Source organism: Methanothermobacter sp. K4 (assembly GCF_022014235.1).
Classification (GTDB): domain Archaea; phylum Methanobacteriota; class Methanobacteria; order Methanobacteriales; family Methanothermobacteraceae; genus Methanothermobacter.
The window spans coordinates 6,681-27,407 of sequence record NZ_JAKLTD010000002.1; the positions used below are offsets into that span (position 1 = coordinate 6,681).

Consider the following 20,727-nt stretch of genomic DNA (forward strand, 5'->3'; position numbering starts at 1 on the left):
CTGTTATCAACGCATGTATTTGGGTTTAATGGGCATATAAATCATATTAGAGTCCTAGTGTTGGGTCCTGTTATCAACGCATGTATTTGGGTTTAATGGGCATATAAATCATATTAGAGTCCTTTTTAAGTTAAACTCAGCTGTAGAGTATCATTCTTGGTTTTTCATTATCAAAACTCCCTTTAAAGCCATCCATATATGCGTTCAGAATAAATTTTAACCTCCTTAATCTATTCTCACCGCTTATGAGCTGACCACCAATTGAAAGTGGGATGGCTCTTAAAAGGAAAAGGTAGAACTTCCACCGCTTCATATTCATTTTACGAAGCCACACAGAATTCCTGACACCATAATATCTTAACCAGAGCCTATCATAGGGTACCACAGGGACATCCCTGCCGATGATCCTTCTTGACCCGGTATTCACCATTGCACCATCCTTGTGGACGATGGGGCTTCCAGGTATAAGAAGTATACTGCCCCTCCTTCTCAACCTCAAACAGTACTCAACATCATCGAAGTGCAGGAAGAAATCAGCTCTCGGAAAACCAACGTATTCAACTGCCTTAAGGTTAACAAGAAGGCCCACAAAGGAGGCATGATCAATTTCAACACAATCGCCTCTGAGATCATCAGGTGAAAGCGGCCGAACCATATCACCGAAACCTTCAAAGTCAAAAAAGCCCCTGTGTCTAAACTGTGGGGTCCCATCAGGGGACACCTTGAGATTAGCGAGGGCGACAACCCCTTCTGAATCATAGGGCAGCAACTTCTCAAGACTATCCTTTAGTGGTTCTGCATCGTCGTCCATTAGCCAGATCCAGTCGTATCCGTCATGGTAGGCTCTTTTAACTCCCTCGTGGAATCCTCCTGCTCCACCGGTGTTTTCTGGTAGTCTTATATGGATGATCCTGATTTCCTCCTGATTGTGGAGGGTTTTCCTGATTAGTGTTCCTCCCTCCAGGCTGGGGGTGTAGCCCTCTCTGTGTAGTAATTCTGGTGTTCCGTCGGTGGAGGCGTTGTCTATGATGTATATCGCCTGGAGGGGTCTTGTCTGCCTCAGGAGGGCCTCCAGGCATTCCATGAGTAATTCCTTCCGGTTATAGGTCACCACAACTGCAGCCACCCTCAAATCATCAACAGCATCCCTGGAGGTCATCACCTCACCTCCCCTTCAAATACATCAAGTGCCCTCTTCACCACATCATCCATATCATAGTAGCGGTACTCTGCGAGCCGACCAAGGAGTGTGAGGTCCCCGATCTCCTCTGCAAGTCCCCTGTACTCCCTGTACATCTTCTGGGACTCCTCTGTGACTGTCGGGTCGATCTCCTCTGGCCTTAAACCCCACTGCTTCATGGTGTAGTTGAGGAAGACCTTCCTGTAGACGTAGCCCGCCAGGAACCTCATGTCGGGGTCATCTTTTCCTGAAATTTCAGGTATGGGGACCCTTGAACCGTAGGCGTAGCGTTCAAGGAGCTTCTCCTGAATCCTTACTGAGGGACCCTCAGGAAGTAGCCTCTCCATACTATTAAAATTGAATGGTAGTGGGACGTTCACCCCGTCTATGACCAGGACACGGTGCTGGCACTCCATCCACCCTGTGAACCGTGAGAGGTAAATAACATACTCTAACATTTTATCACATATTTTTTGCTTCTTTAGGTTATAAATGACTTGTACTTATTTATTGTTGTTCTGATAAACTGAGATTCAAGGTGTTTAAAAAGAGAAAAGCATATAATCTTCTAATTCTGTTTCATTCAATAATCAAATAAGGAGGTCAACGTTGCAGATACTTGTAATAGGATACTATGGCTGGAAAAACACCGGCGATGATGCTATGCTCTATGCGCTCCTTGAACACCTGAAAGATCAGTTCAGTGGTGTCACCTTCAATGTAACCGTGGATTCAGAGCCATACGCTCCAAGAGACGTGGATTTGAACCCAGTTTCTCCAGGACCCTCGCTGGATTTTATCAGGGCATTTCTAATGTCAGATACCCTAATACTTGGTGGAGGAACCCACTTCTTTGACTATGGAAGGAGACTCCCGAGAATCCTCAGGCTTGCACAGCTTTTCCTGCTCACACTCGCTGGAAGATTAACAGGCAAGAGGGTCTACTTTCTGGGGGTTGGTGTTGAAAGACCCGGGTACTGGTGGAGCAGGTTTCTAATAAGGAACACATGCAGACTTGCCAGCAGAATCTTTGTGAGGGACTCATCCTCACTGGAGGTCCTTGAGGAGATGGGCGTGGATGGAATACTCTCAGCGGATCTATCATTCTACCTGGAATATGAGAGAACAAAAAGGGAAAGGGGGCTCCTGGGGATATCTGCGATGCCATACTTCAAGATATACTCAGCTGCTGATGGGGGGGACGAGGTCATTGTGGAGGCGTTCAGGAGTGCTGTATCAAGGTGGCTGGAGCTCAACCCTGAAAACAGGGTCAAACTCTTCGTATTCAATGGCAGACCACCACATGATGACAGGGAAATAAGCATGAGAATAGCCGAGATGGTTAACGATGAAAGGGTCACCATCCATGATTACAGGGAGGACCCCAGGGAGACCCTTAAGAATGTTGGATCCTGCGGGGCTTTCATTGCAATGAAATTCCATGCAGCAGTCTTCGCATACCTGAACGACCTCCCTGCAATCATTGTGGAGTACGCAGATAAAAACCGTGCCCTGGTGGAGGATGCAGGTTTTCCTGAGAGATCCCACATGACCCTTGATGATATCACAGCAGGGAAACTCGCTGAAAGGGTTGAGGATCTCTACAGGAATCCTGAGAGTTACAGGGCACAGAGAAAAGCTGAAGAAATTATGGGGAAATTCCCGAGACTTGATGAAGCATAGGAGGTGCTCCTATAAGGGTGCTTAATGTTGTCATGCAGAACTACATAGGGGGCCCACAGGTGAGGGTCGTCTCAGTAGCAGAGAAGCTTCTGGAGGAGGGAATTGAGACTGTTATATGCGCCCCACTAACAGCGGAGAACCCCCTGGAGAAATATGCCAGGGCGCATGGCCTTGAATTTGAGGGCATCTTCATGCCAGGTATAAAGGAGTTCAGGGGATTTAGGGAGATAGTTTCAAATCTCATATGGATCCTCAGCATACCCCTAACTGTGATCCAGGTGATGATGATTATAAAGAGGAATAAGATTGATGTTGTCCATGTTAATGGTGTCCTGAACTTCCAGGCGGCCCTGGCAGGTTATATCTGCAGGAAGAAGGTGGTATGGCACCTTATGAGCTCAATGTATCCATCTCTCATCATCTCTGTGATGATGCCCCTTGTTAGGAGAATCGCCGACCATGTAATCGTAATTGCAGAGGGCCTCGCAGATTACTACAGGCTCAAGGGAGACTACACAGTCATATATGAACCCGTGGACCCTGAAAGATTCAGCCCAGCCCAATATAAAGGTGGAGTTTATTCTGTAAGGAGATCCCTTGGATTGTCACCATCAGATACTGTGGCTGCATGTGTTGCCAACATAAACCCTGTTAAGGGCTATGAACATCTTATCGTGGCTGTTTCAGAGATTGTAAGATCCGTGCCTAACTTCAGGTTACTGGCTGTAGGGGACGTCCCCGCGACCCAGAGGGGATACTATGAGAGACTCCTTGAAATGAGAAGATCCCTTGGACTTGAGGACGTTTTTCTGTTCCTGGGCCGCAGGGATGACATTCCAGATATACTCGCCGCATCTGACATCTTTGTACTCCCCTCAATTGCAGAGGGCACTCCCATATCCATAATCGAGGCAATGGCAATGGGTAAACCCATAGTTGCAAGCCGTGTTGGTGCGGTGGATGAGCAGGTTATTGATGGGGTGAATGGTTTTCTTGTTGAGCCAGCATCCCCCGGTGAACTCGCCGCCAGGATTGTTGAGCTTGCCCTTGACCCCAACTTAAGGGAGTCAATGGGCAGGGCCTCAGGGGACCTTGTTGGGAAGTTTGCACTGGAGGCCTGTGTAAGGGCACATAAAAAAATTTACACGTCCTAAAGCTGACGTAAGTTCTTTAATTTCCTGTAAACCGATGGACGGTTCATTATCCAGAGAAGAAGTGGTGTTACAACTATATTCTTAAGGGCAGCGTAGAATGCAAGTCCCGTGTATCCATGGCGCCGGTAAACACTGAAACGGGTTCCAACATTTTTGAATATCTTCCTTGACATATTTGAGGAGTGTATCCTTCTGGCAGTTAAAACACCGGGGGTTCTCTTTATCTTCGCAACCCCCGCGGCCCTTATAAGAAAGTCGAGATCCTCATTGGCATGGAGGTCCTCATCGAACACCCCTACCCTTGCAGTGAGGTTCCTGCGGAAGAGTATGCTTGATGCTGCAATGTATGTTCTCCTGAGCCAGAGTTTAAGGTCCCATTCAGGAGTGGTGGATGTGCCTATAATGTTACCCTCATCATCGATAATATCAACATCAGTGTAGGTCAGGTCATACCCTGAGCATATGGTTTCAACCTGCCTTTCAAGTTTCTCAGGATAAAAGAGGTCATCGCCATCACATAATGCTATCAGTTCACCTGAAGAGGCAGCTATACCCATGTTACGGGCATTGGAAAGCCCAACATTCTTATCCTGTTTAACATGGACAATACGGGGATCCTCCATTTTCGCCAGAAGATCCACCATGAAGCTATCATCTCTTTCATATACAATGACGGCCTCCAGATTATCGTAGGTCTGTGAAAGGATACTTTCTATGCAATCCTCTATGAATGGATCTGTACGATAGGCTGGTACTATTACACTGACTTTCGGATTCATATGCTAGAATCAGCGCTCATCATATAAATTATTTATATCAGCCGGTGAAATTATAATCCCATCAATTATCCGAGGGATGTAATGTCTGAAACTTCACTTTTTATAAAGAGGATTGGGCTGGTTGGAGTAACATACATAGTAAACCTGCTTATCGGGATAATACTTATACCTGTCTTCACCAAGGGACAGCCCCTTGAATATTATGGTGTATGGGTCCAGATCAATGTTTCAATGAGCCTCGTCCCTGCACTGACATGTCTTGGCCTCCCTTACACCCTTGTAAGGTACCTGCCAGGAGAAACCGACACTGAGAAGGTTGTAGATTCATTCTACTCCATACTTGCCCTGGTCTTTCTTGTGAATCTGATTTTATCTCCAGTTATAGCATACCTCATAATCAGGTATGCTGCAGGTAACATGGTATCATTAACACCACCCTTTACAGCCCTCCTTCTTGTACAGGCGGTATACTCTGTTGGGATTGCTTATCTGCGGGCAATGCAGAGGGTTAAAGTTTACTCAATACTCATGATAATCCAGAATCTCCTGATTGCCATGGGTGTCTCTGGAGCTGTTATTTATGGTTATGGTATCATGGGGGCCCTGGTGGTTCTCCTGGCGGTTAATCTGATGATAACCCTGATAATTCTATATGAGGTCATCTCTGATATTGGTACTGGATTTCCCTCATTTGCATCTATAAGGGAGCACCTGGCCTTTGGTCTACCAACAATATTCGGGAACTTTTCAGACTGGATCGTTTCATCAAGTGACAGGTACCTTATAGGGTACCTTCTGGGTGTTATCTATGTGGGTTACTATAACCCGGCATATTCAGTGGCATCCCTCATAAACGTCTTTCTCTGGCCACTTATCTTTTTACTTCCCCCAAGACTTTCTGAACTGTATGAGGGAGGGGAAAGACAGAGAATAAACAGTTATTTCAAGTATTCTCTTAAATACTATCTTCTCCTTGCGGTACCGTCAATTTTTGGCTTGTCAGCCCTTTCAGGGCCCATTCTGACCATTATATCCACTCCTGAAATAGCTGAGAATGCAGGGATCATCGTCCCACTTGTAGGTACAGGTGTGGTGGTTTATGGAGTATATGCGATAATATCACAGGTGTTCGTACTTGAAAGAAAAACATCATTTATAGCTCGTCTCTGGATCGTGGCTGCAACAGCCAATTTCATACTGAACCTGGTTGCAATACCATACCTTGGTATAATGGGGGCTGCCCTTACAACGCTGGTGGCCTATCTGATAGCGCTTTCAATAACCGCAAGTTATGCACTTAAATTCTTCAGGATACCCCTGAAGTCCCTGGATGTTCTCAAGAGCATACTCTCATCTGCGGTTATGTACCTGCTGATATCATATATAAACCCCTCAGGAGCAGCGGAACTCATTATGAGTGTTGTCCTTGGGGCTGCGGTTTACCTTATCCTCATAATCCTTCTTAAAACATTTAAGGGTGAGGAAATTGAGATGTTGAGGTCACTCCTTGGCACATGAATAGTGTGACCTGTTTCCTTTAAGATAAGTTTAGAGGTGGCCTATCTCTTCAGTGTGGGGGTGATTTATTTCCTTTAAGATAAGTTTAGAGGTAGCCTATCTCTTTCAGTATACATTTTATGTCGTGTTTTTTCAGTTTCCGGGTTGTCATGGAGTTGTAGTTGATGTTGGAATCAGCACACGTACCTGGTTTTATTATGTACATTTCATCTGTTTCAGTGGCCATTGCAGCCTCATCAGGGGTCATGAGTTCCTCAAAGAGTTTCTCACCACACCTCTTATCTATAACCTGAACCTCTATCTCCTCAGGGCTGTAACCATAATTTGGGGCGAGTTCCTCAACCACCACATCCAGGAGGTCCGCTATCCGCAGTGAGGGCATCTTGAGTATGAATACCTCACCACCCTCTGCAAGGTACGCCGCCTGGAGTACAAGGTCCACAGCGTTCTCTATACTTATAACGAACCTTGTCATTCCCTCATCTGTGAGTGTCACAGGACCCCCATTTTTTATCTGCTCCCTCAGAACCTGGAGTATGGATCCCCTGGAGTTTAAGACATTACCGAAGCGTACAACAGAGAAAACAGTTTTTCTGTCACCCTTGTAGAGGTTTGCGGAGGTTGTGAGCCGCTCTGCAAGGAGCTTGGTGGCCCCCATAACATTAACAGGGTTCACAGCCTTATCTGTGCTTATGAGTATGAACTTTTCAACCTCCTCATCCAGGGAGGCCTCTATCATATTCTGGGTCCCCTGAACATTGGTTTTGACAGCCTCGAAGGGGTTGTATTCACATAGGGGCACATGTTTGAGGGCCGCGGCATGGAAAACTATGTCCACGTCCTCAACAGCCCTTCTCAGCCTATCCCTGTCTCTCACATCACCCACAAGTGGTCTTATCATCCTTGAGCCGAACTTCTGTTCAAGTTCAAAAAGACCTGTCTCGTTGTTATCAAGTATCCTTATAACCGCCGGGTCCAGTCTGGAGAGTTCAGTTACGATCTGACTTCCTATTGAACCGGCGCTCCCTGTTACAAGTATCCTTTTTCCCCGGTAATAATCCGCGACGTTGTCCTTTATGTTATCACTCTCCAAAGAACTCCCCTATGGATGATGTGATGTATTCAAGTTCATCCACTGTCATGTGGGGGTACATTGGCAGTGTCAGGACCCTCTCTGAGATGGTCTCGGTGACTGGTAGTTCTGTTTCATCATTGAAGACAGTGTACCTGTGGGCGGGGTCAAAGTAGACCTTGCAGGAGATTCCGCGGCTCTCAAGGAATTTCATGAGCTGGTCTCTTCTTCCATCGGTGACCTGTATGGTGTACATCTGGTATACGTGCCTGCAGGCCGGTGGTTCGGAGGGTGTCACCACCCCCTCTATTTTACCGAGTTTTCTGTTGAGGTACCGGGCGTTCTTTCTTCTCATCTCTATCAGCCTTTCGACCTTTTCCAGCTGGGATATTCCTAGGGCTGCCAGGATGCTGGATAGCCTCCAGTTGTAGCCCGGTATGAGGTAGTCAACCTTCTCTGATGAGTTGAAGTAGTCTCCACTGTCCACGCGACCATACGATGACAGAAGTTTGAGTTTCTCATATACTTCCCTGTCCCTGGTGACTGCGCAGCCCCCCTCACTCGTTGTGAATATCTTGTTCTGGCAGAAACTGAATATTGCGGAGTCGCCGATGTTACCAGCGTATTCTCCCTTGTAGGTAGCCCCGAAGGCCTCTGCAGCGTCCTCTATCAGGACGAGGTTGTGGTCATCTGCTATTTCCCTGAGTTCATCTATCCTGCATGGGACTCCAGCGTAGTGTATGGGTATTATCGCCCTTGTACGGGGAGTTATGCGTTCGTTCACATCATCAGGGTCAAGGCCCATGGTTTCATCCTCTATATCTGCAAAGACAGGTTTTGCACCTGTATAAAGTGGTGCGAGGGCTGTTGCTATGAATGTGAATGACGGGACTATTATCTCATCACCGGGGCCGAAGCCGTGGGCTGCCATGAGTGCGTGCAGGGCTGAGCCGCCCGAGTTGAAGGTCACGCAGTAATCGGTTCCAAGGTAGGATGCTATCTTTCCCTCGAATTCCTCAATCGCGGGGCCGATGCACCACCTCATACCAGATTTTATGACCTCCTCAACTGCCCTAAGATCCTCTTCATCCCAGTATATTTTGAATAATGGTATCTTCATGTTCTCAGATCCTCTTCATCCCAGTATATTTTGAATAATGTCCTATTGTTTTCAGATCCTTCTTATTATCCTGACTGGTACGCCGTAGGCAAGTGTATCTGCGGGTATGTTTCTGTTTACGAAGCTGAAGGCCCCTATAACCGAGTTTTCTCCTATCTCAACGCCTGGCATTATGAGGCTGTGGGATCCTATGCGGGCGTTTCTACCTATCTTCACCGGTCCCTTCTTGTTGTCTATTGTTGACTCTGAGTATATTGAGCAGTGGGACCCTATCTGGACATGGTCACCCAGTGTAACACCGTACCTGGCATTTATGTATGTGAATGCACCTATATCTGTTTTCACGCCGAGTTTCAGGTTCTCAGGGTGCTGAACCATCCAGTTCCACCTTGTAAGTTTACCGTGCTCAATCTCTGGGGCTTCCCAGTCATCAAAACGATCCAAATCCATCACCTAAATTTTATTTTCTGGATGAGGTTTTAATCGGTTCTCATTCTGTGGTATTTTAGAATTCTATTTCTGGATGAGGTTTTCATCGATTCTTATACTCCCGAGTATTTCAATTATCCTCTCAGATGCCCTGCCGTCTCCCCAGGGGTTGGTCACCTCAACCTTCCCGGATCTTAGAACCTTCTTAACAGCATCTTTTATTTCTTTCCTATCATGGTTAACGTCCATTACATTGGCAGCCCTGAGCCTCCCCTTCTGACGGGTTCCTATGTTTATAACAGGGAGGTTGAATGATGGGGCCTCTATAATCCCGCTGCTGGAGTTTCCTATCATGAAGGATGCGCATTTCATGAGGCTGAGGTATTCATGGCGGGGGATACTCCTGTAGGCCTTCATGAATGGGTGCCTCTTAACGTAGTCGTCTATGACCCTTATCATCCTCCTCCCGCCGGCATCTGCATTGGGGTATACTATCACTGTCTCTATTTCAAGTTCTGCAAGCACATCAAGGGTTAGCTTTATCTGCTCCTCTGCATCGTCCACCTCTGTGACCACGGGGTGCTGGACCATCAGTGCAAAGGGTTCATCAGGGTTGAGTGAATATTTCTGCCTTATCTCAGGGCAGGGGATGGTATCCTCATTTATTTCGTCAAGCCCTGGAGCCCCAACCACGAATATCCTCTGGGGGTCCTCACCACTTTTTATAAGGTTTTCTCTTGCTTCATCTGTTGCTGCGAGGTGTATATGGGCCATCCTTGTTATTGCGTGTCTGAATGATTCATCGACGCTACCTGATGTTTCACCTCCATGGAGGTGTGCTATGGGTATGTTCATGCAGGTGGCTGTGATGGCGGCTGCGAGCATCTCGGCCCTGTCCCCCAGGAGTAGGAGCAGGTGGGGTTTGAGGATCTCCAGTTCCCTGGATAGCTCCTTTATGGTTTCCGCTATGTATCGGGCCATCCCTGCACCTGTGTCCTCACTGTTGAGGGTGTCTATCCTTGCATCTATTCTGAAGCCATCTTCTGTTATCTCCTTTACCGTGCCGCCGAATTCATCTGATAGGTGCATACCGGTTACCAGGAGCTGGAGCTGGAGTCTATCATCTGAGGATATTGCTCTCATGACGGGTCTGAGTATTCCGTATTCTGCCCTTGTACCTGTTAGAACCGCTATTCTTCTCTTCACTCTATGTCCTCCCATTGGATGTGCTGGTCCTTTTTAATGGCTCTCCTGGTTTTTCTTCCCAGGATTTCCCTGTAGTATTCCGGTTCTATCCCCCCGAGGGGCCTTTTGAATGTGATCATGTCCCTTCTGATTATTTCACCACTCTGGATGTTCCTCTTGGCCACGATGCTCCTTCTGACACTGGCCTTTATCTCCTCCTCCTGTGGGGTGGGGGTTTTGACGCCGTCTCCAAGGGCCTTCTCTGTTTCCCTTACGGCTGTTATCATCTCCCGGAGTTCATGTGGGTTCAGTGATGCTCTGTGGTCTGGCCCTTGCATGGCCCTGTCGAGGGTGAAGTGTTTCTCTATGAGGTTTGCACCGAGTGCCACTGCCACTGCTGGGGTGTATATGGCTGTTGAGTGGTCTGAGAATCCCGCTGGAAGGTTGAATGTTCTTTTGAGGGTCTCTATAGCTCTGAGGTTGAGGTTCTCCATGGGTGCGGGGTACTGGGTTACGCAGTGCATGAGGGCTACCTGTGATTTACCTTCTCTTATGATTTTCAGGGCCTTTTCGATTTCACAGATTGTTGCCATTCCCGTTGAGAGTACGATGGGGATCCTGTGGGATGCTGCTGTTTCAAGGAGTGGGGTATTTGTGAGGTCCCCGGAGGATATCTTGTGGGCTGGGACCCCCAGTTCATGGAGCAGATTACAGCTATCCTCGTCGAATGGTGTTGAGAGGAATGTGATTCTCCTTTTTCTGGAGTGTTTTATGAGTTCCCTTATATCGTCCTCTGCGATCTCAAGGTTTTTGAGGAGTCTGTACTGGGATTCTGTGCCTGTGTTTTTTTTCTGGTAGCTCGCTGTGGGTGCATCCCTAGTGACTATTTTTTCTGCTTTGAATGTCTGGAATTTTATGGCATCCGCCCCTGCACTGGCCGCTCTGTCTATGAGTTTTCTGGCGATTTCCATTTCGCCGTTGTGATTAACTCCTGCCTCTGCTATTATGTATGCTGGTTCACTGTCACCTATCCTTTTTCCGTTGATTTCTATCCTCTTTCCAGTCATTCCGTTGTCTCCCTGAGGATTGTCTCTGCTATTTTAATGTCGAGTAGTGTATCTATGTCTATGCTCCTTTCTGGTGGCATGTAGTAGGGTATGGTGTTTTCTGTGTAGAATGTCCTCTTTTCCTGTACTGTTTCTTTTTTACCTATGAATATTGCTCCATTTGGTATGTAGGCTTTTTCGAGGTCCTGTCTTCTCATTTTAAGGTATTCAGCTTTGAATATGGGCTTCAGTTTACCCTCTTCTATTTTCATGGCCCAGAATGGGGGGTGTGGGAAGTCTGTTACGCTTACAAGTGAGTCTGCTCCTTTCGTGTTCTTGAAGATTTCGACTGCCCTTCTGATGTCCCCTGATGTCCTGAGTGGTGATGTTGGCTGCAGTACCACCACCGGCCCCTTCAGTCCTGTTTCTTTGAGGGCGTGTATTGCAACGTCAACCGTTGGGGTGGCGTCCTCTGCCAGTTCAGCTGGCCTCAATATTACATCAGCGCCAAGTTCCTCTGAGACGGATGCTATCTCCTCATCATCTGTTGATACGAAAACCTCTTCAAGGACTCCTGATGATAGGGCGGCCTCTATGGTGTATGATATGAGTGGCCTGGAGTTGAGGGGGTGGATGTTTTTCCTCTTAACACCCTTAGACCCTCCCCTGGCGGGTATAAGACCAAAAACCATGAATTAAGCACCTTCAGTTGATGGATTTTACAAGATCTGGCATTTCTGGGGGAACCTTTATCTTAAACATCTTCATTAACCTTATGAAACCATCCCACTCTTTAAGGTTTTCTTTTTTCACATGTCCTCTCAGTATTCCCGCGGTTGAAATAACGGGTACCCTGGTGATATTGCTCGATGATATGAGGGTCGTTGATATATCCCCTATGATGGCCCTCAGCTTGTTTCCCATGTATGTGACGAGTATTTCAGAGGGTACTGTGGCATTTACAGGGAGGACGGACTCATCCATTGACATTCTGTTAATTACATCAACAGATTCCCTGGGATGAAACTTTATAATCACATCCACCTTATCTTTCAGGGCCTCTATTATTTTCAGGTAGAATTCTGTAATTTTCTCCAGTGGAATACCATATATTATGGATATTTCAAATAGATTTCCGGGGAAGACCATACAGATATCCCTTTCTCTGTCCTTCAGTGATGAGAGGTTATAATATGAGGTCACCCTTTCAATGAAACTGGATTCTGCAAGTTTTTCATGGTAGAAGGGTAACCTCTTTACTTCAAGGCTGATATCCTCTCTGATGAGATCTGGGTGGTTTACGAAGCAGCCATCGAGGTAGGGGTGGGTTGCATGGTATTTGATATGGGAAAATCTGCTGCGACCTATTATCTTCTTCAGTATGAAGGAATAATGTAGAAATTCTGGAATCATGGGATCGGGTCTATTGATGTAAGCTGCAAGGCCGTCCTCAACATAGTAGTTTTTGCCATTGTTTTCCCTGTTTCTGTGCATCAAAAGCTGGCTTTCAAAGATGATATCATTGAATATGAATAACTCCGAGTTTTTGAAGGGGATTGAATCAATAACATTTTTGTTATGAAGGTATATCTCGGTTCTGTGCTTCAGGTCCTTTAAAAAACCAGAAATTCCGGGTTCTTTGCCCCTGTATGATTTTAGGAGAATTATGTCATCAAAGACCCTTTCTTCAGTGTTAGAGTCCTCCAGGGCAGATATCAAACCCTTTCCCTTGAAGTATGGGAGTAAAATGAGTATATTATTTTTTGAGCCAATTGCAAATGAATATGAGAGTATAATATGATACGGGGTCATGGCAAAAAAATATTTTCTCATGTTCCACCTCTTGAGTCACTTAAATGGGCTTTAACTGGAATAGCTACTTAAATTGTCTTTAACGGGAATAGATCTCTAAAAATATTTAAATAAGTTTATCCCCTTTATCACTAAAGATTCGTGATTTGGGGAAATGAATTTCATGGGGTGTAATTTTTGATTTCAAGGGACAGAGTAATCATCGCAGTTCTATTCGCAATATCATTGCTTGTGGCTCTTAAACTATTCAGCATCCAGGCCAGTATAGGGATATACTACTGGGACATCTTCCTCTATGTTAACAACGCCATGAAAATGGCCCACATTGGACCCAGTGATGCACTTTACCTTCCACCATTCCTCCCGGCTGTGATCTCCATATTTTTCAGGATGGGTTTTGCTGGTGAGAATGTTGTGTTTGCAGTTGCATCTGCATTCTACGTTGCGGCGGTTATGGGGATGTACCTCCTCCTGAGGATCAGATTCAGTGAACTGGAGAGCCTTGCAGGGAGCATTTCCTTCGCATCCTTCAGCATTGTTCTGTCCTGGGCTGCCACGGGGGCCCTTGATGTCCCTTCAATAGCACTCTCCATATGGGCGATTTACCTGGCCCTCCTTGGGAGGAGACGCGACAGCCGATTCTACTATCTTGCATTTCCGGTTGCAATGGCCGCATTCCTCACAAGGTACACTGCGGGGCTCATGATCCTTCCCCTGGCCCTCATAATATTCACGGATCCCCACATGAGATCAAAGTTACCTGACATTGTGAAGGGAATTGCACTGGGCCTTCTCGTGTATCTCCCATTTGGGTACTTCTTCTACAGAAACATTAAAACCCCCTTCCCATTTATAAAACAGTTTGCAGGTACCGCAACAGGATCAGCAACATCAATAAACCCTGGATACAGTATCGACAGCCTCTACTACCTCAGACATATTCCTGAGTACATCTCAGCCACTCCATCCAGTGATTACCTGAAGGTGATAAATCCCTCCCTTGCAGGGCCATCACCCATCGCATTCATCATCCTCGCGCTATTACTGGCGGGGTTTTTAGCACTTCTATGGAGAAACAGGGACATCATATCCTCTGCACAGATTGACAGAAAAGTCCTGTTCCTTTTAGTCTCAGCGATCTTCATTTTAACCTTTGGGAGAATATCATTTGTGCTCAGCGAGGTACTGATAGTCATATGGGCCCTTTCAATCCTCTGGATAACGGGAAGGGAAGACAACACAGACATTAACCTTGCAATGGCTGTATGGTTCCTTGCGTACCTCTCCATGCACAGTTTCCACCCTGTTAAGGTTGACAGGTACCTTATAACAGCCCTCCCCCCAGTTGCTTATGGTATTTCACTTTCAATTAACCAGCTATCGGCAATGGTCAGGTGGAGGCATGCATCAGATGCACTCTCATCTGCGGTGGTCCTGCTGATGCTCTCATCTGCATTCTATTACACAGCAGGCATGCCAGATCACTATGGGGTCGTTGATGCTGAAAGGGGGGCGGCCAGCTGGCTAATGAATCACGATCCCCTATTTAAGGATAAGGTTGTGGCATCGGACAGGGGCCCCGCCTTCACATGGTACCTTGGAGATTATGTCTTTACAAGAAGGATCCATTCCCAGAAAATGGAGATGTGCATCGAATACTTCCGTGAACTGAACCCTGATTACTATATATTCAGTACAGAACAGACACCACTCCCATCCGGCTACAGGGTTATATACTCCAGAGGGGGAGTTGCAATCGCAGAGAAGATTACATCTTGAGGGTAATAACAGGGATGCAGGCTCTTCTATTCTTTTATTCTATTTCAGCCGGATCATGGGCCACGGAGCCGGTGGTTGACCATCTCTTCAAGTATTTATATAACATGGATCAATATTAGTTCAGATTTGACGTGTATGGAAGTCTTATTCTGATATGGAATCATTCATTAAATAAGGAGTGATGCTGATATGGAGACTCAGAGGATACTTGTAACCGGTGGCGCCGGATTCATAGGTACAAACCTTGTTAATGAGCTCAGAGAGAGGGGCCACGAGGTCCTGGCGGTTGACCTCATGCACACTGAACGTGAGGACTACATGAGGGCAGATGTAAGGGAGTACAGGCAGGTTGAAAGGATATTTGAGGACGATAAATTTGACTACGTGTACCACCTGGCGGCTGAGTACGGAAGGTGGAACGGTGAGGACTACTATGAGAATCTCTGGAAGACCAACGTTATAGGTACAAAGCACATGCTGAGGATGCAGGAAAAACTGGGCTTCAGGATGATCTTCTTCTCATCTGCAGAGGTCTACGGTGACTACAGCGGTGTCATGAGTGAGGATGTGATGGTCAAAAACCCCATAAGTGACACCTACCAGATGAACGACTACGCCATCACCAAGTGGGCCGGTGAACTCATGTGCATGAACTCGGCCACCATGTTCGGGACAGAGACAGTCCGTGTCAGGCCAGTGAACTGCTACGGCCCCCATGAGAAGTATTCACCCTACAAGGGATTCATACCCATATTCATATACCATGCCCTCCACAGAAAGCCCTATACGGTCTACAAGGGACACAAGAGGATAATAGACTATGTGGAGGACTCTGTGAGGACCTTCGCAAATATAGTGGACAACTTCATACCCGGCGAGGTTTACAATGTGGGTGGGCGCAGAGAATGGGAGCACGATATAAAGGAGTACTCCGACATGGTCCTTGAGGCCGTGGGGATAGACGACTCAATAGTCACCTACAGGGAGTCAGAACCCTTCACCACCAAGGTCAAGACAATGGACTTCTCAAAGGCTGAGAGGGACCTCAAACACGACCCCCAGGTCCCACCTGAGGAGGGTATAAGGCGCACCGTTGAGTGGATGAAGTGGTACTACAGGATAGAGGATTGAGGATGAGGATAGCTGCTGTGATCCCTGCCTTCAATGAGGAGGTTGCCATAGGCTCGGTGGCGCTCCTCACAGGGGAGCATGTGGATGAGGTTATAGTGGTTGATGATGGGTCCAGTGACAGGACCGCCCATGTGGCTGAGATGGCTGGGGCGAGGGTGATAAGGCACCATAAGAATATGGGTAAGGGCGCGGCCCTCAAGACAGGTTTTGAGGCTGCAGATGCAGATATAGTGGTCACCCTTGACGCTGACGGCCAGCACAACCCCTCTGAGATACCGAAACTTGTGGAGCCCATACTGCGGGGTGAGGCTGATGTTGTTAACGGAAGCCGCTACCTGCATGGAAGGGACGAGAACACCCCGAGGTACAGGAGGGTGGGCCAGAGGATACTTGACAGGGCCACCAACATTGCCACAGGTCTTGATATAACCGACACCCAGAGCGGGTTCAGGGCCTTCTCAGCAGAGAGCATACCCCACTTCAAATTCAGGGACCCTGGCTTCGTGGTTGAGAGTGAGATGCTCTCAGATGCAGCTGAGGCGGGTCTCAGGATAGTGGAGGTGGAGGTTGGTGTGAGGTACGATGTTGATGGGTCCACCAGGAACCCCATAAGTCACGGTGTATCGGTGTTCCTCAGGATAATAGGGGACATTGAACTCAAAAGACCCCTTTACTATTTCACCCTCCCGGGTCTTTTAATAGGTCTCACAGGCGCGGTACTGGCGCTTATATTCATAAGGGACTATGTAACCGGTGTGAGCGTGAATATGGGCCCGACAATCGTGGCGGTCATGCTCACACTCTTCGGCACATTCTTCATGTTCACAGGCATCATACTCGACTCTGTGAGGAGGATGATCCTCCACTACAGATGACCATTAAATGGAAGGTGATTCTTATGGATGAATTCAGGGCTTATGATGGTAAATGTGTACTTGTAACCGGTGGAGCCGGCTGTGTCGGGAGCAACCTCTCAGGGCGCCTGGCAGAGAATGGGGCGAGGGTTATCATACTGGATAACCTTTCATCAAGCTACGAATGGAACATACCCGGACATGAAAACATAGAGTTTGTGAGGGGTGACATACTGGACGATGAGGTCCTCAAGCGTGTATTCAAGGAGAGACCGGAGTATGTGTTCCACCTCGCAGCCCACTTCGCCAACCAGAACAGCGTGGACAACCCTGAGAAGGACCTCCTGGTGAATGGCCTTGGAATACTCAAGGTACTGGAGTATGCGCAGCTCGTGGGTGTCGAAAGGTTCGTATACTCATCATCAGGCTGCGGTGTCTATGGACTGGACTCAAAGATACCCTTCGAGGAACATGACATCTCAATATCACTGCACACACCATACCAGGTCACGAAGCTCCTCGGGGAACTCTACACCAACTACTTCCACAACCTCTATGATATGCCCATAGTAAATGCAAGGTTCTTCAACGTCTTCGGCCCCGGTGAGGTGCCCGGGAAGTACAGGAACGTCATCCCCAACTTCTTCTACTGGGCCATGAACAGGCAGCCCCTCCCGATTACAGGGGACGGGTCAGAGACAAGGGACTGGACCTTCGTTGAGGATATTGTGAGTGGACTCATGGCCATGGGCGTGAGGAAGGAGGCCATAGGTGAGGCGATAAACCTTGGATCAGGCAGGGAGCACAGGGTTATTGAGATGGCCACCATAATAAATGAACTGACAGAGAACCCTGCAGGTGTCGTTTACAGGCCCCGGAGGGACTGGGATGCCAAGACAAGGCTGCTCTCATCAATAGAGAAGGCCAGGAGGCTCCTGGACTATGAGCCACGTGTGTCCTTCAGGGAGGGACTTGAGAGGACCCATGAGTGGTTCAGGGAAAACTGGGAACTCATAAAGGGGAGCGCCGAATTCTAGGACTCCCCATCCACCGGATGATCACATATGAGGATACTTGTTGTACAGGAATCTGACTGGATAGAGAGGAATCCCCACCAGCAGCACCACCTCTTTGACAGATTATCTGAAAGGGGCCATGAGGTGAGGGTCATAGATTACCCCATCGACTGGAGGAAGGACGATTCAGGGGGGATATGGAACCCCTGGAGGATCTACAGGGGAGTCAGTAAGGTCAGGGAGGGTGCAGGTGTGGATGTTATAAGGCCGGGGCACCTGAAGTTCCCTGTCCTGGACTACCTCTCAATACCATTCACCCATGGGCGGGAGATAAGGAGACAGATAAGGGAATTCAAACCGGATGTCATTGTGGGATTCGGCCTTATAAACTCATACCTGGCTTCGTTGGAGGCGAAGAGGAGGGGCATACCCTTTGTCTATTACCTGATAGATGTCCTCTACACACTCATACCTGAGAGGGCCTTTCAGGGGTTCGGGAGGCTTCTCATGAGAAAGACGATTGAGAACTCCAGCATGGTCCTCACCATAAACAGGAAGCTGGACCAGCTTGCAGTTGAGCTCGGCGCTGAGAGGACAGCGGTGATAGACGCGGGCATAGACCTTGCCGAGTTCGACCCGAACCTCGACGGTTCCCATGTAAGGGAGAGTTACGGTGTTGGAGACTCGGACATCCTCCTCTTCTTCATGGGCTTCCTCTACACATTCGCTGGGCTCAGGGAGCTTGCAGCTGCCATGGCAGAGAAGCGTGAGGAGTACCCCAACGTTAAGCTCATGGTGGTGGGTGATGGCGATGCCTACGCTGATCTTAAGAGGATAAGGGATGAGAACAACCTTGAAAGCCTCATACTCACAGGCAGACAGCCCTATACAGAGATACCAGGCTTCGTCGCAGCCTCTGACATCTGCATACTGCCAGCGTATATTGACGAGGAGATAATGCAGGACATAGTGCCCATAAAACTCTATGAGTACCTTGCAATGGCAAAACCTGTGATAGCCACAAGGCTACCAGGTATCTTCATGGAGTTCGGTGAGGGTAACGGTATACACTACATTGAGAGACCAGAGGAAACCCTTGAGGTTGCCGTGAAACTGGCAGACAGACTCCATGAGGAGGGGATGAAGGGCAGACGTTTTGTTGAATCCAATGACTGGGAGGCCATAACTGGAAGGTTCGAGGAGACACTTAAGAGACTTGTGGAAAATGGTGGTTGAATGAGGATAGTCACCGTTATACCAGCATTCAATGAGGAGAGGACCGTGGAGTCGGTTGTGAGGGGTGCCCTTGAACATGGAGATGTGGTACTGGTGGATGATGGGAGCACTGATCAGACCGGGAGACTTGCAGAGAGGGCAGGTGCAAGGGTGTTGAGGCACCCTGAAAACAGGGGTAAGGGCGCGGCCCTCAAAACAGGTATACGTGAGGCACTAATGGGGGGCTATGATGTTATCGTCTTCATGGACGCTGATGGACAGTATGACCCCTCACTGATACCCCGCCTTGCAGGGGCGGTTGATGGAGGTGACTTCATAATCGGCTCGAGGTTCATAGAGAGCAACCACGATAACATGCCCCTCCACAGACAGCTGTCAAACAGGATAACAACGTGGATACTGAGGCTTGCAACCGGTTACAGTATAACCGACAGTCAGAGTGGTTTCAGGGCAATTTCCGCTGAATACGCCCACCTCATACTGGACATACCCTATGATGACTATGTATATGAATCCGAGGCGATATGCGAAACATCAAGGCACCGCCTTAGAATAGCCGAGGTCCCGGTAACATGCAAGTATGGTGATGAGAAGTCCTACATCGGCACTGCTGACGTGATACAGTACATAAGATTCGTTATGAGACTTTTCCTCAAAAGGTTATCGCCGGGCAGGGCCTGATCTGGACAATCGCCTGTATAAGGGATGCGGGATGGTTCCATGAAAAAAATTTACTTCTTTATACTCAGTCTGCTTCTCATTCTAGCCCTCCTCGTATGGATGGGTCCCCTGAAAGTCCTCAGGGCAGTCTGCATGGCAGACTGGGGACTCATAGCCCTGGCATTCCTCATTCACCTTGCAGTTGTGGCCGTGAGGGGATTCAGGTGGGGGTTTCTGATAGATCAGCCCTGGAGGATTGGAACCAACTTCACTGTGAAGTCCATAGGCCTCTTCGCAGGTAACCTCAGCCCAATGAGGAGTGCAGGGGAGGTCATGAACGCGGTTGCAGGCAAGAAACTGAATGGCATAGATCTATCCGAGGGTCTCTCTGCCGGTTTAACAGAGAGGTTCTTTGACCTTGGAATAGGAGGATTCCTCTTATTTGGCGCCGCCGTGTTCGTACCGAAGATAAGAATAATAGCCCTTCTAGGCGCATTTCTCTCGGCCATCATAGCCTACCTGATATACCTTGTTAACTGGAGGGAGGAGAAGAGCCTGAGGATCTACCATAGAATACACAGGATCATTGAGAAACTTCCAGTCTCAGAGGACACCCTGGAGAACATCTATATCAAGCTCACATCAGGTATAAGGGATATGATAGGTTACACAAGGTCCTACTCCAGCTTCAGCGGACTTGGAATTGTATTTGTTCTCTCGCTTCTATCATGGCTTATGGAGTGCATGAGGCTGTACCTTGTTTTCCTGTCATTCGGTGCTGAGATAGAATTCTCAGCGGTTGTCATGATATTCCTTCTTGCAAACCTCATAGGGATACTATCAGCACTCCCGGGTGGTATGGGTTCAATGGAGGTTTCAATGGCGGGGCTCTTTGTTTTATTCGGGGTACCCGGGTTTCTGGCGGGTAGCATAGCCCTCCTGGATCGCATCATATCCTTCTGGATGGTCACGGTACTGGGGGCGATACTCTCCTCATACTATGCAGGTGACATATTTGATGAGGTGAAGTCCTACATACTTGATTTTAAAACATGAACCTGGAGGTCCTACAT

Annotated in this window: 20 protein-coding genes; 10 read left to right on the top strand and 10 right to left on the bottom strand. The window is 47.9% G+C overall.

The genetic code is table 11. The features are described 5' to 3' along the window. Nucleotides 1–136: 136 nt before the first annotated feature. Nucleotides 137–1,159, bottom strand: coding sequence for a glycosyltransferase family 2 protein (locus L5462_RS03915; protein ID WP_237779514.1), 1,023 nt, complete (start codon nt 1,157–1,159; stop codon nt 137–139). Continuing rightward, on the bottom strand, nt 1,159–1,638 hold the full coding sequence (locus L5462_RS03920; RefSeq protein WP_237779515.1) for a hypothetical protein: 480 nt from the start codon (nt 1,636–1,638) through the stop codon (nt 1,159–1,161). Before L5462_RS03920 ends, L5462_RS03915 begins: the two co-directional genes overlap by 1 nt. A 151-nt stretch (nt 1,639–1,789) precedes the next feature. On the opposite strand from L5462_RS03920, the gene L5462_RS03925 reads away from it, so the two are divergent. Both L5462_RS03925 and L5462_RS03930 read left to right on the top strand, forming a co-directional pair. Continuing rightward, nucleotides 1,790–2,863 carry a polysaccharide pyruvyl transferase family protein gene (locus tag L5462_RS03925; RefSeq protein ID WP_237779516.1) on the top strand — a complete coding sequence of 358 codons (1,074 nt, stop codon included), beginning with the start codon at nt 1,790–1,792 and terminating at the stop codon, nt 2,861–2,863. Between the two features lie 17 nt (nt 2,864–2,880). After that, entirely contained in the window at nt 2,881–4,017 is a 1,137-nt protein-coding gene (locus L5462_RS03930; protein WP_237779517.1) for a glycosyltransferase family 4 protein, read from the top strand. On the opposite strand, the gene L5462_RS03935 is transcribed toward L5462_RS03930, so the two are convergent. Further along, nucleotides 4,014–4,796 carry a glycosyltransferase gene (locus L5462_RS03935; RefSeq protein WP_237779518.1) on the bottom strand — a complete coding sequence of 261 codons (783 nt, stop codon included), beginning with the start codon at nt 4,794–4,796 and terminating at the stop codon, nt 4,014–4,016. The genes L5462_RS03930 and L5462_RS03935 overlap by 4 nt on opposite strands. Nucleotides 4,797–4,877: 81 nt before the next feature. On the opposite strand from L5462_RS03935, the gene L5462_RS03940 reads away from it, so the two are divergent. Then, nucleotides 4,878–6,314 carry an oligosaccharide flippase family protein gene (locus L5462_RS03940; RefSeq protein ID WP_237779519.1) on the top strand — a complete coding sequence of 479 codons (1,437 nt, stop codon included), beginning with the start codon at nt 4,878–4,880 and terminating at the stop codon, nt 6,312–6,314. A gap of 85 nt (nt 6,315–6,399) precedes the next feature. Here L5462_RS03940 and L5462_RS03945 read toward each other — a convergent pair whose 3' ends face one another. The 7 genes from L5462_RS03945 to L5462_RS03975 form a co-directional block, all read right to left on the bottom strand. Continuing rightward, a complete protein-coding gene (locus tag L5462_RS03945; protein ID WP_237779520.1) occupies nt 6,400–7,407 on the bottom strand; it encodes an SDR family NAD(P)-dependent oxidoreductase in 1,008 nt (335 codons plus the stop codon). Beyond that, nucleotides 7,397–8,506 carry a DegT/DnrJ/EryC1/StrS aminotransferase family protein gene (locus L5462_RS03950; RefSeq protein WP_237779521.1) on the bottom strand — a complete coding sequence of 370 codons (1,110 nt, stop codon included), beginning with the start codon at nt 8,504–8,506 and terminating at the stop codon, nt 7,397–7,399. The genes L5462_RS03945 and L5462_RS03950 overlap by 11 nt, the downstream gene beginning before the upstream one ends. 51 nt (nt 8,507–8,557) lie before the next feature. After that, nucleotides 8,558–8,950: a DapH/DapD/GlmU-related protein gene (locus L5462_RS03955; protein ID WP_370637009.1), complete on the bottom strand. Its 393-nt coding sequence runs from the start codon at nt 8,948–8,950 to the stop codon at nt 8,558–8,560. A 69-nt stretch (nt 8,951–9,019) separates the two neighbouring features. Beyond that, entirely contained in the window at nt 9,020–10,141 is a 1,122-nt protein-coding gene (neuC, locus tag L5462_RS03960; protein ID WP_237779523.1) for a UDP-N-acetylglucosamine 2-epimerase, read from the bottom strand. Then, nucleotides 10,138–11,187: an N-acetylneuraminate synthase gene (gene neuB / locus L5462_RS03965; protein ID WP_237779524.1), complete on the bottom strand. Its 1,050-nt coding sequence runs from the start codon at nt 11,185–11,187 to the stop codon at nt 10,138–10,140. Before neuB ends, neuC begins: the two co-directional genes overlap by 4 nt. After that, on the bottom strand, nt 11,184–11,858 hold the full coding sequence (locus L5462_RS03970) for a cytidylyltransferase domain-containing protein (RefSeq protein WP_237779525.1): 675 nt from the start codon (nt 11,856–11,858) through the stop codon (nt 11,184–11,186). Before L5462_RS03970 ends, neuB begins: the two co-directional genes overlap by 4 nt. Before the next feature lie 13 nt (nt 11,859–11,871). After that, entirely contained in the window at nt 11,872–12,885 is a 1,014-nt protein-coding gene (locus L5462_RS03975) for an alpha-2,8-polysialyltransferase family protein (RefSeq protein ID WP_237779526.1), read from the bottom strand. Nucleotides 12,886–13,155: 270 nt separating this feature from the next. Between L5462_RS03975 and L5462_RS03980 the strand changes: the two genes are divergently transcribed. From L5462_RS03980 to L5462_RS04010, 7 genes are all read left to right on the top strand, one after another. Beyond that, nucleotides 13,156–14,757, top strand: coding sequence for a glycosyltransferase family 39 protein (locus L5462_RS03980; protein WP_237779527.1), 1,602 nt, complete (start codon nt 13,156–13,158; stop codon nt 14,755–14,757). A gap of 189 nt (nt 14,758–14,946) precedes the next feature. Beyond that, nucleotides 14,947–15,888, top strand: a complete 942-nt coding sequence (locus L5462_RS03985; protein WP_237779528.1) for an NAD(P)-dependent oxidoreductase — start codon at nt 14,947–14,949, stop codon at nt 15,886–15,888. A gap of 2 nt (nt 15,889–15,890) precedes the next feature. Continuing rightward, nucleotides 15,891–16,763, top strand: a complete 873-nt coding sequence (locus L5462_RS03990; RefSeq protein ID WP_237779529.1) for a glycosyltransferase family 2 protein — start codon at nt 15,891–15,893, stop codon at nt 16,761–16,763. 23 nt (nt 16,764–16,786) lie between these two features. Next, nucleotides 16,787–17,779: an NAD-dependent epimerase/dehydratase family protein gene (locus L5462_RS03995; protein WP_237779530.1), complete on the top strand. Its 993-nt coding sequence runs from the start codon at nt 16,787–16,789 to the stop codon at nt 17,777–17,779. A gap of 27 nt (nt 17,780–17,806) precedes the next feature. Continuing rightward, complete coding sequence (locus tag L5462_RS04000; protein WP_237779531.1) at nt 17,807–18,994, top strand: glycosyltransferase; 1,188 nt, start codon at nt 17,807–17,809, stop codon at nt 18,992–18,994. Beyond that, nucleotides 18,995–19,675, top strand: a complete 681-nt coding sequence (locus tag L5462_RS04005; RefSeq protein ID WP_237779532.1) for a glycosyltransferase family 2 protein — start codon at nt 18,995–18,997, stop codon at nt 19,673–19,675. A 39-nt stretch (nt 19,676–19,714) separates the two neighbouring features. Next, the gene (locus L5462_RS04010; protein WP_237779533.1) at nt 19,715–20,710 is read left to right on the top strand and encodes a UPF0104 family protein; all 996 of its coding nucleotides are present in this window, start codon (nt 19,715–19,717) and stop codon (nt 20,708–20,710) included. Nucleotides 20,711–20,727 lie beyond the last annotated feature (17 nt).

What these genes read in the sequence shown, in the direction of transcription:
- L5462_RS03915 (WP_237779514.1), bottom strand. Translation starts at nt 1,159, where the DNA reads ATGACCTCCAGGGATGCTGTTGATGATTTGAGGGTGGCTGCAGTTGTG.
- L5462_RS03920 (WP_237779515.1), bottom strand. Translation starts at nt 1,638, where the DNA reads ATGTTAGAGTATGTTATTTACCTCTCACGGTTCACAGGGTGGATGGAG.
- L5462_RS03935 (WP_237779518.1), bottom strand. Translation starts at nt 4,796, where the DNA reads ATGAATCCGAAAGTCAGTGTAATAGTACCAGCCTATCGTACAGATCCA.
- L5462_RS03940 (WP_237779519.1), top strand. Translation starts at nt 4,878, where the DNA reads ATGTCTGAAACTTCACTTTTTATAAAGAGGATTGGGCTGGTTGGAGTA.
- L5462_RS03950 (WP_237779521.1), bottom strand. Translation starts at nt 8,506, where the DNA reads ATGAAGATACCATTATTCAAAATATACTGGGATGAAGAGGATCTTAGG.
- neuB (WP_237779524.1), bottom strand. Translation starts at nt 11,187, where the DNA reads ATGACTGGAAAGAGGATAGAAATCAACGGAAAAAGGATAGGTGACAGT.
- L5462_RS03970 (WP_237779525.1), bottom strand. Translation starts at nt 11,858, where the DNA reads ATGGTTTTTGGTCTTATACCCGCCAGGGGAGGGTCTAAGGGTGTTAAG.
- L5462_RS03985 (WP_237779528.1), top strand. Translation starts at nt 14,947, where the DNA reads ATGGAGACTCAGAGGATACTTGTAACCGGTGGCGCCGGATTCATAGGT.
- L5462_RS03990 (WP_237779529.1), top strand. Translation starts at nt 15,891, where the DNA reads ATGAGGATAGCTGCTGTGATCCCTGCCTTCAATGAGGAGGTTGCCATA.
- L5462_RS03995 (WP_237779530.1), top strand. Translation starts at nt 16,787, where the DNA reads ATGGATGAATTCAGGGCTTATGATGGTAAATGTGTACTTGTAACCGGT.
- L5462_RS04000 (WP_237779531.1), top strand. Translation starts at nt 17,807, where the DNA reads ATGAGGATACTTGTTGTACAGGAATCTGACTGGATAGAGAGGAATCCC.
- L5462_RS04005 (WP_237779532.1), top strand. Translation starts at nt 18,995, where the DNA reads ATGAGGATAGTCACCGTTATACCAGCATTCAATGAGGAGAGGACCGTG.
- L5462_RS04010 (WP_237779533.1), top strand. Translation starts at nt 19,715, where the DNA reads ATGAAAAAAATTTACTTCTTTATACTCAGTCTGCTTCTCATTCTAGCC.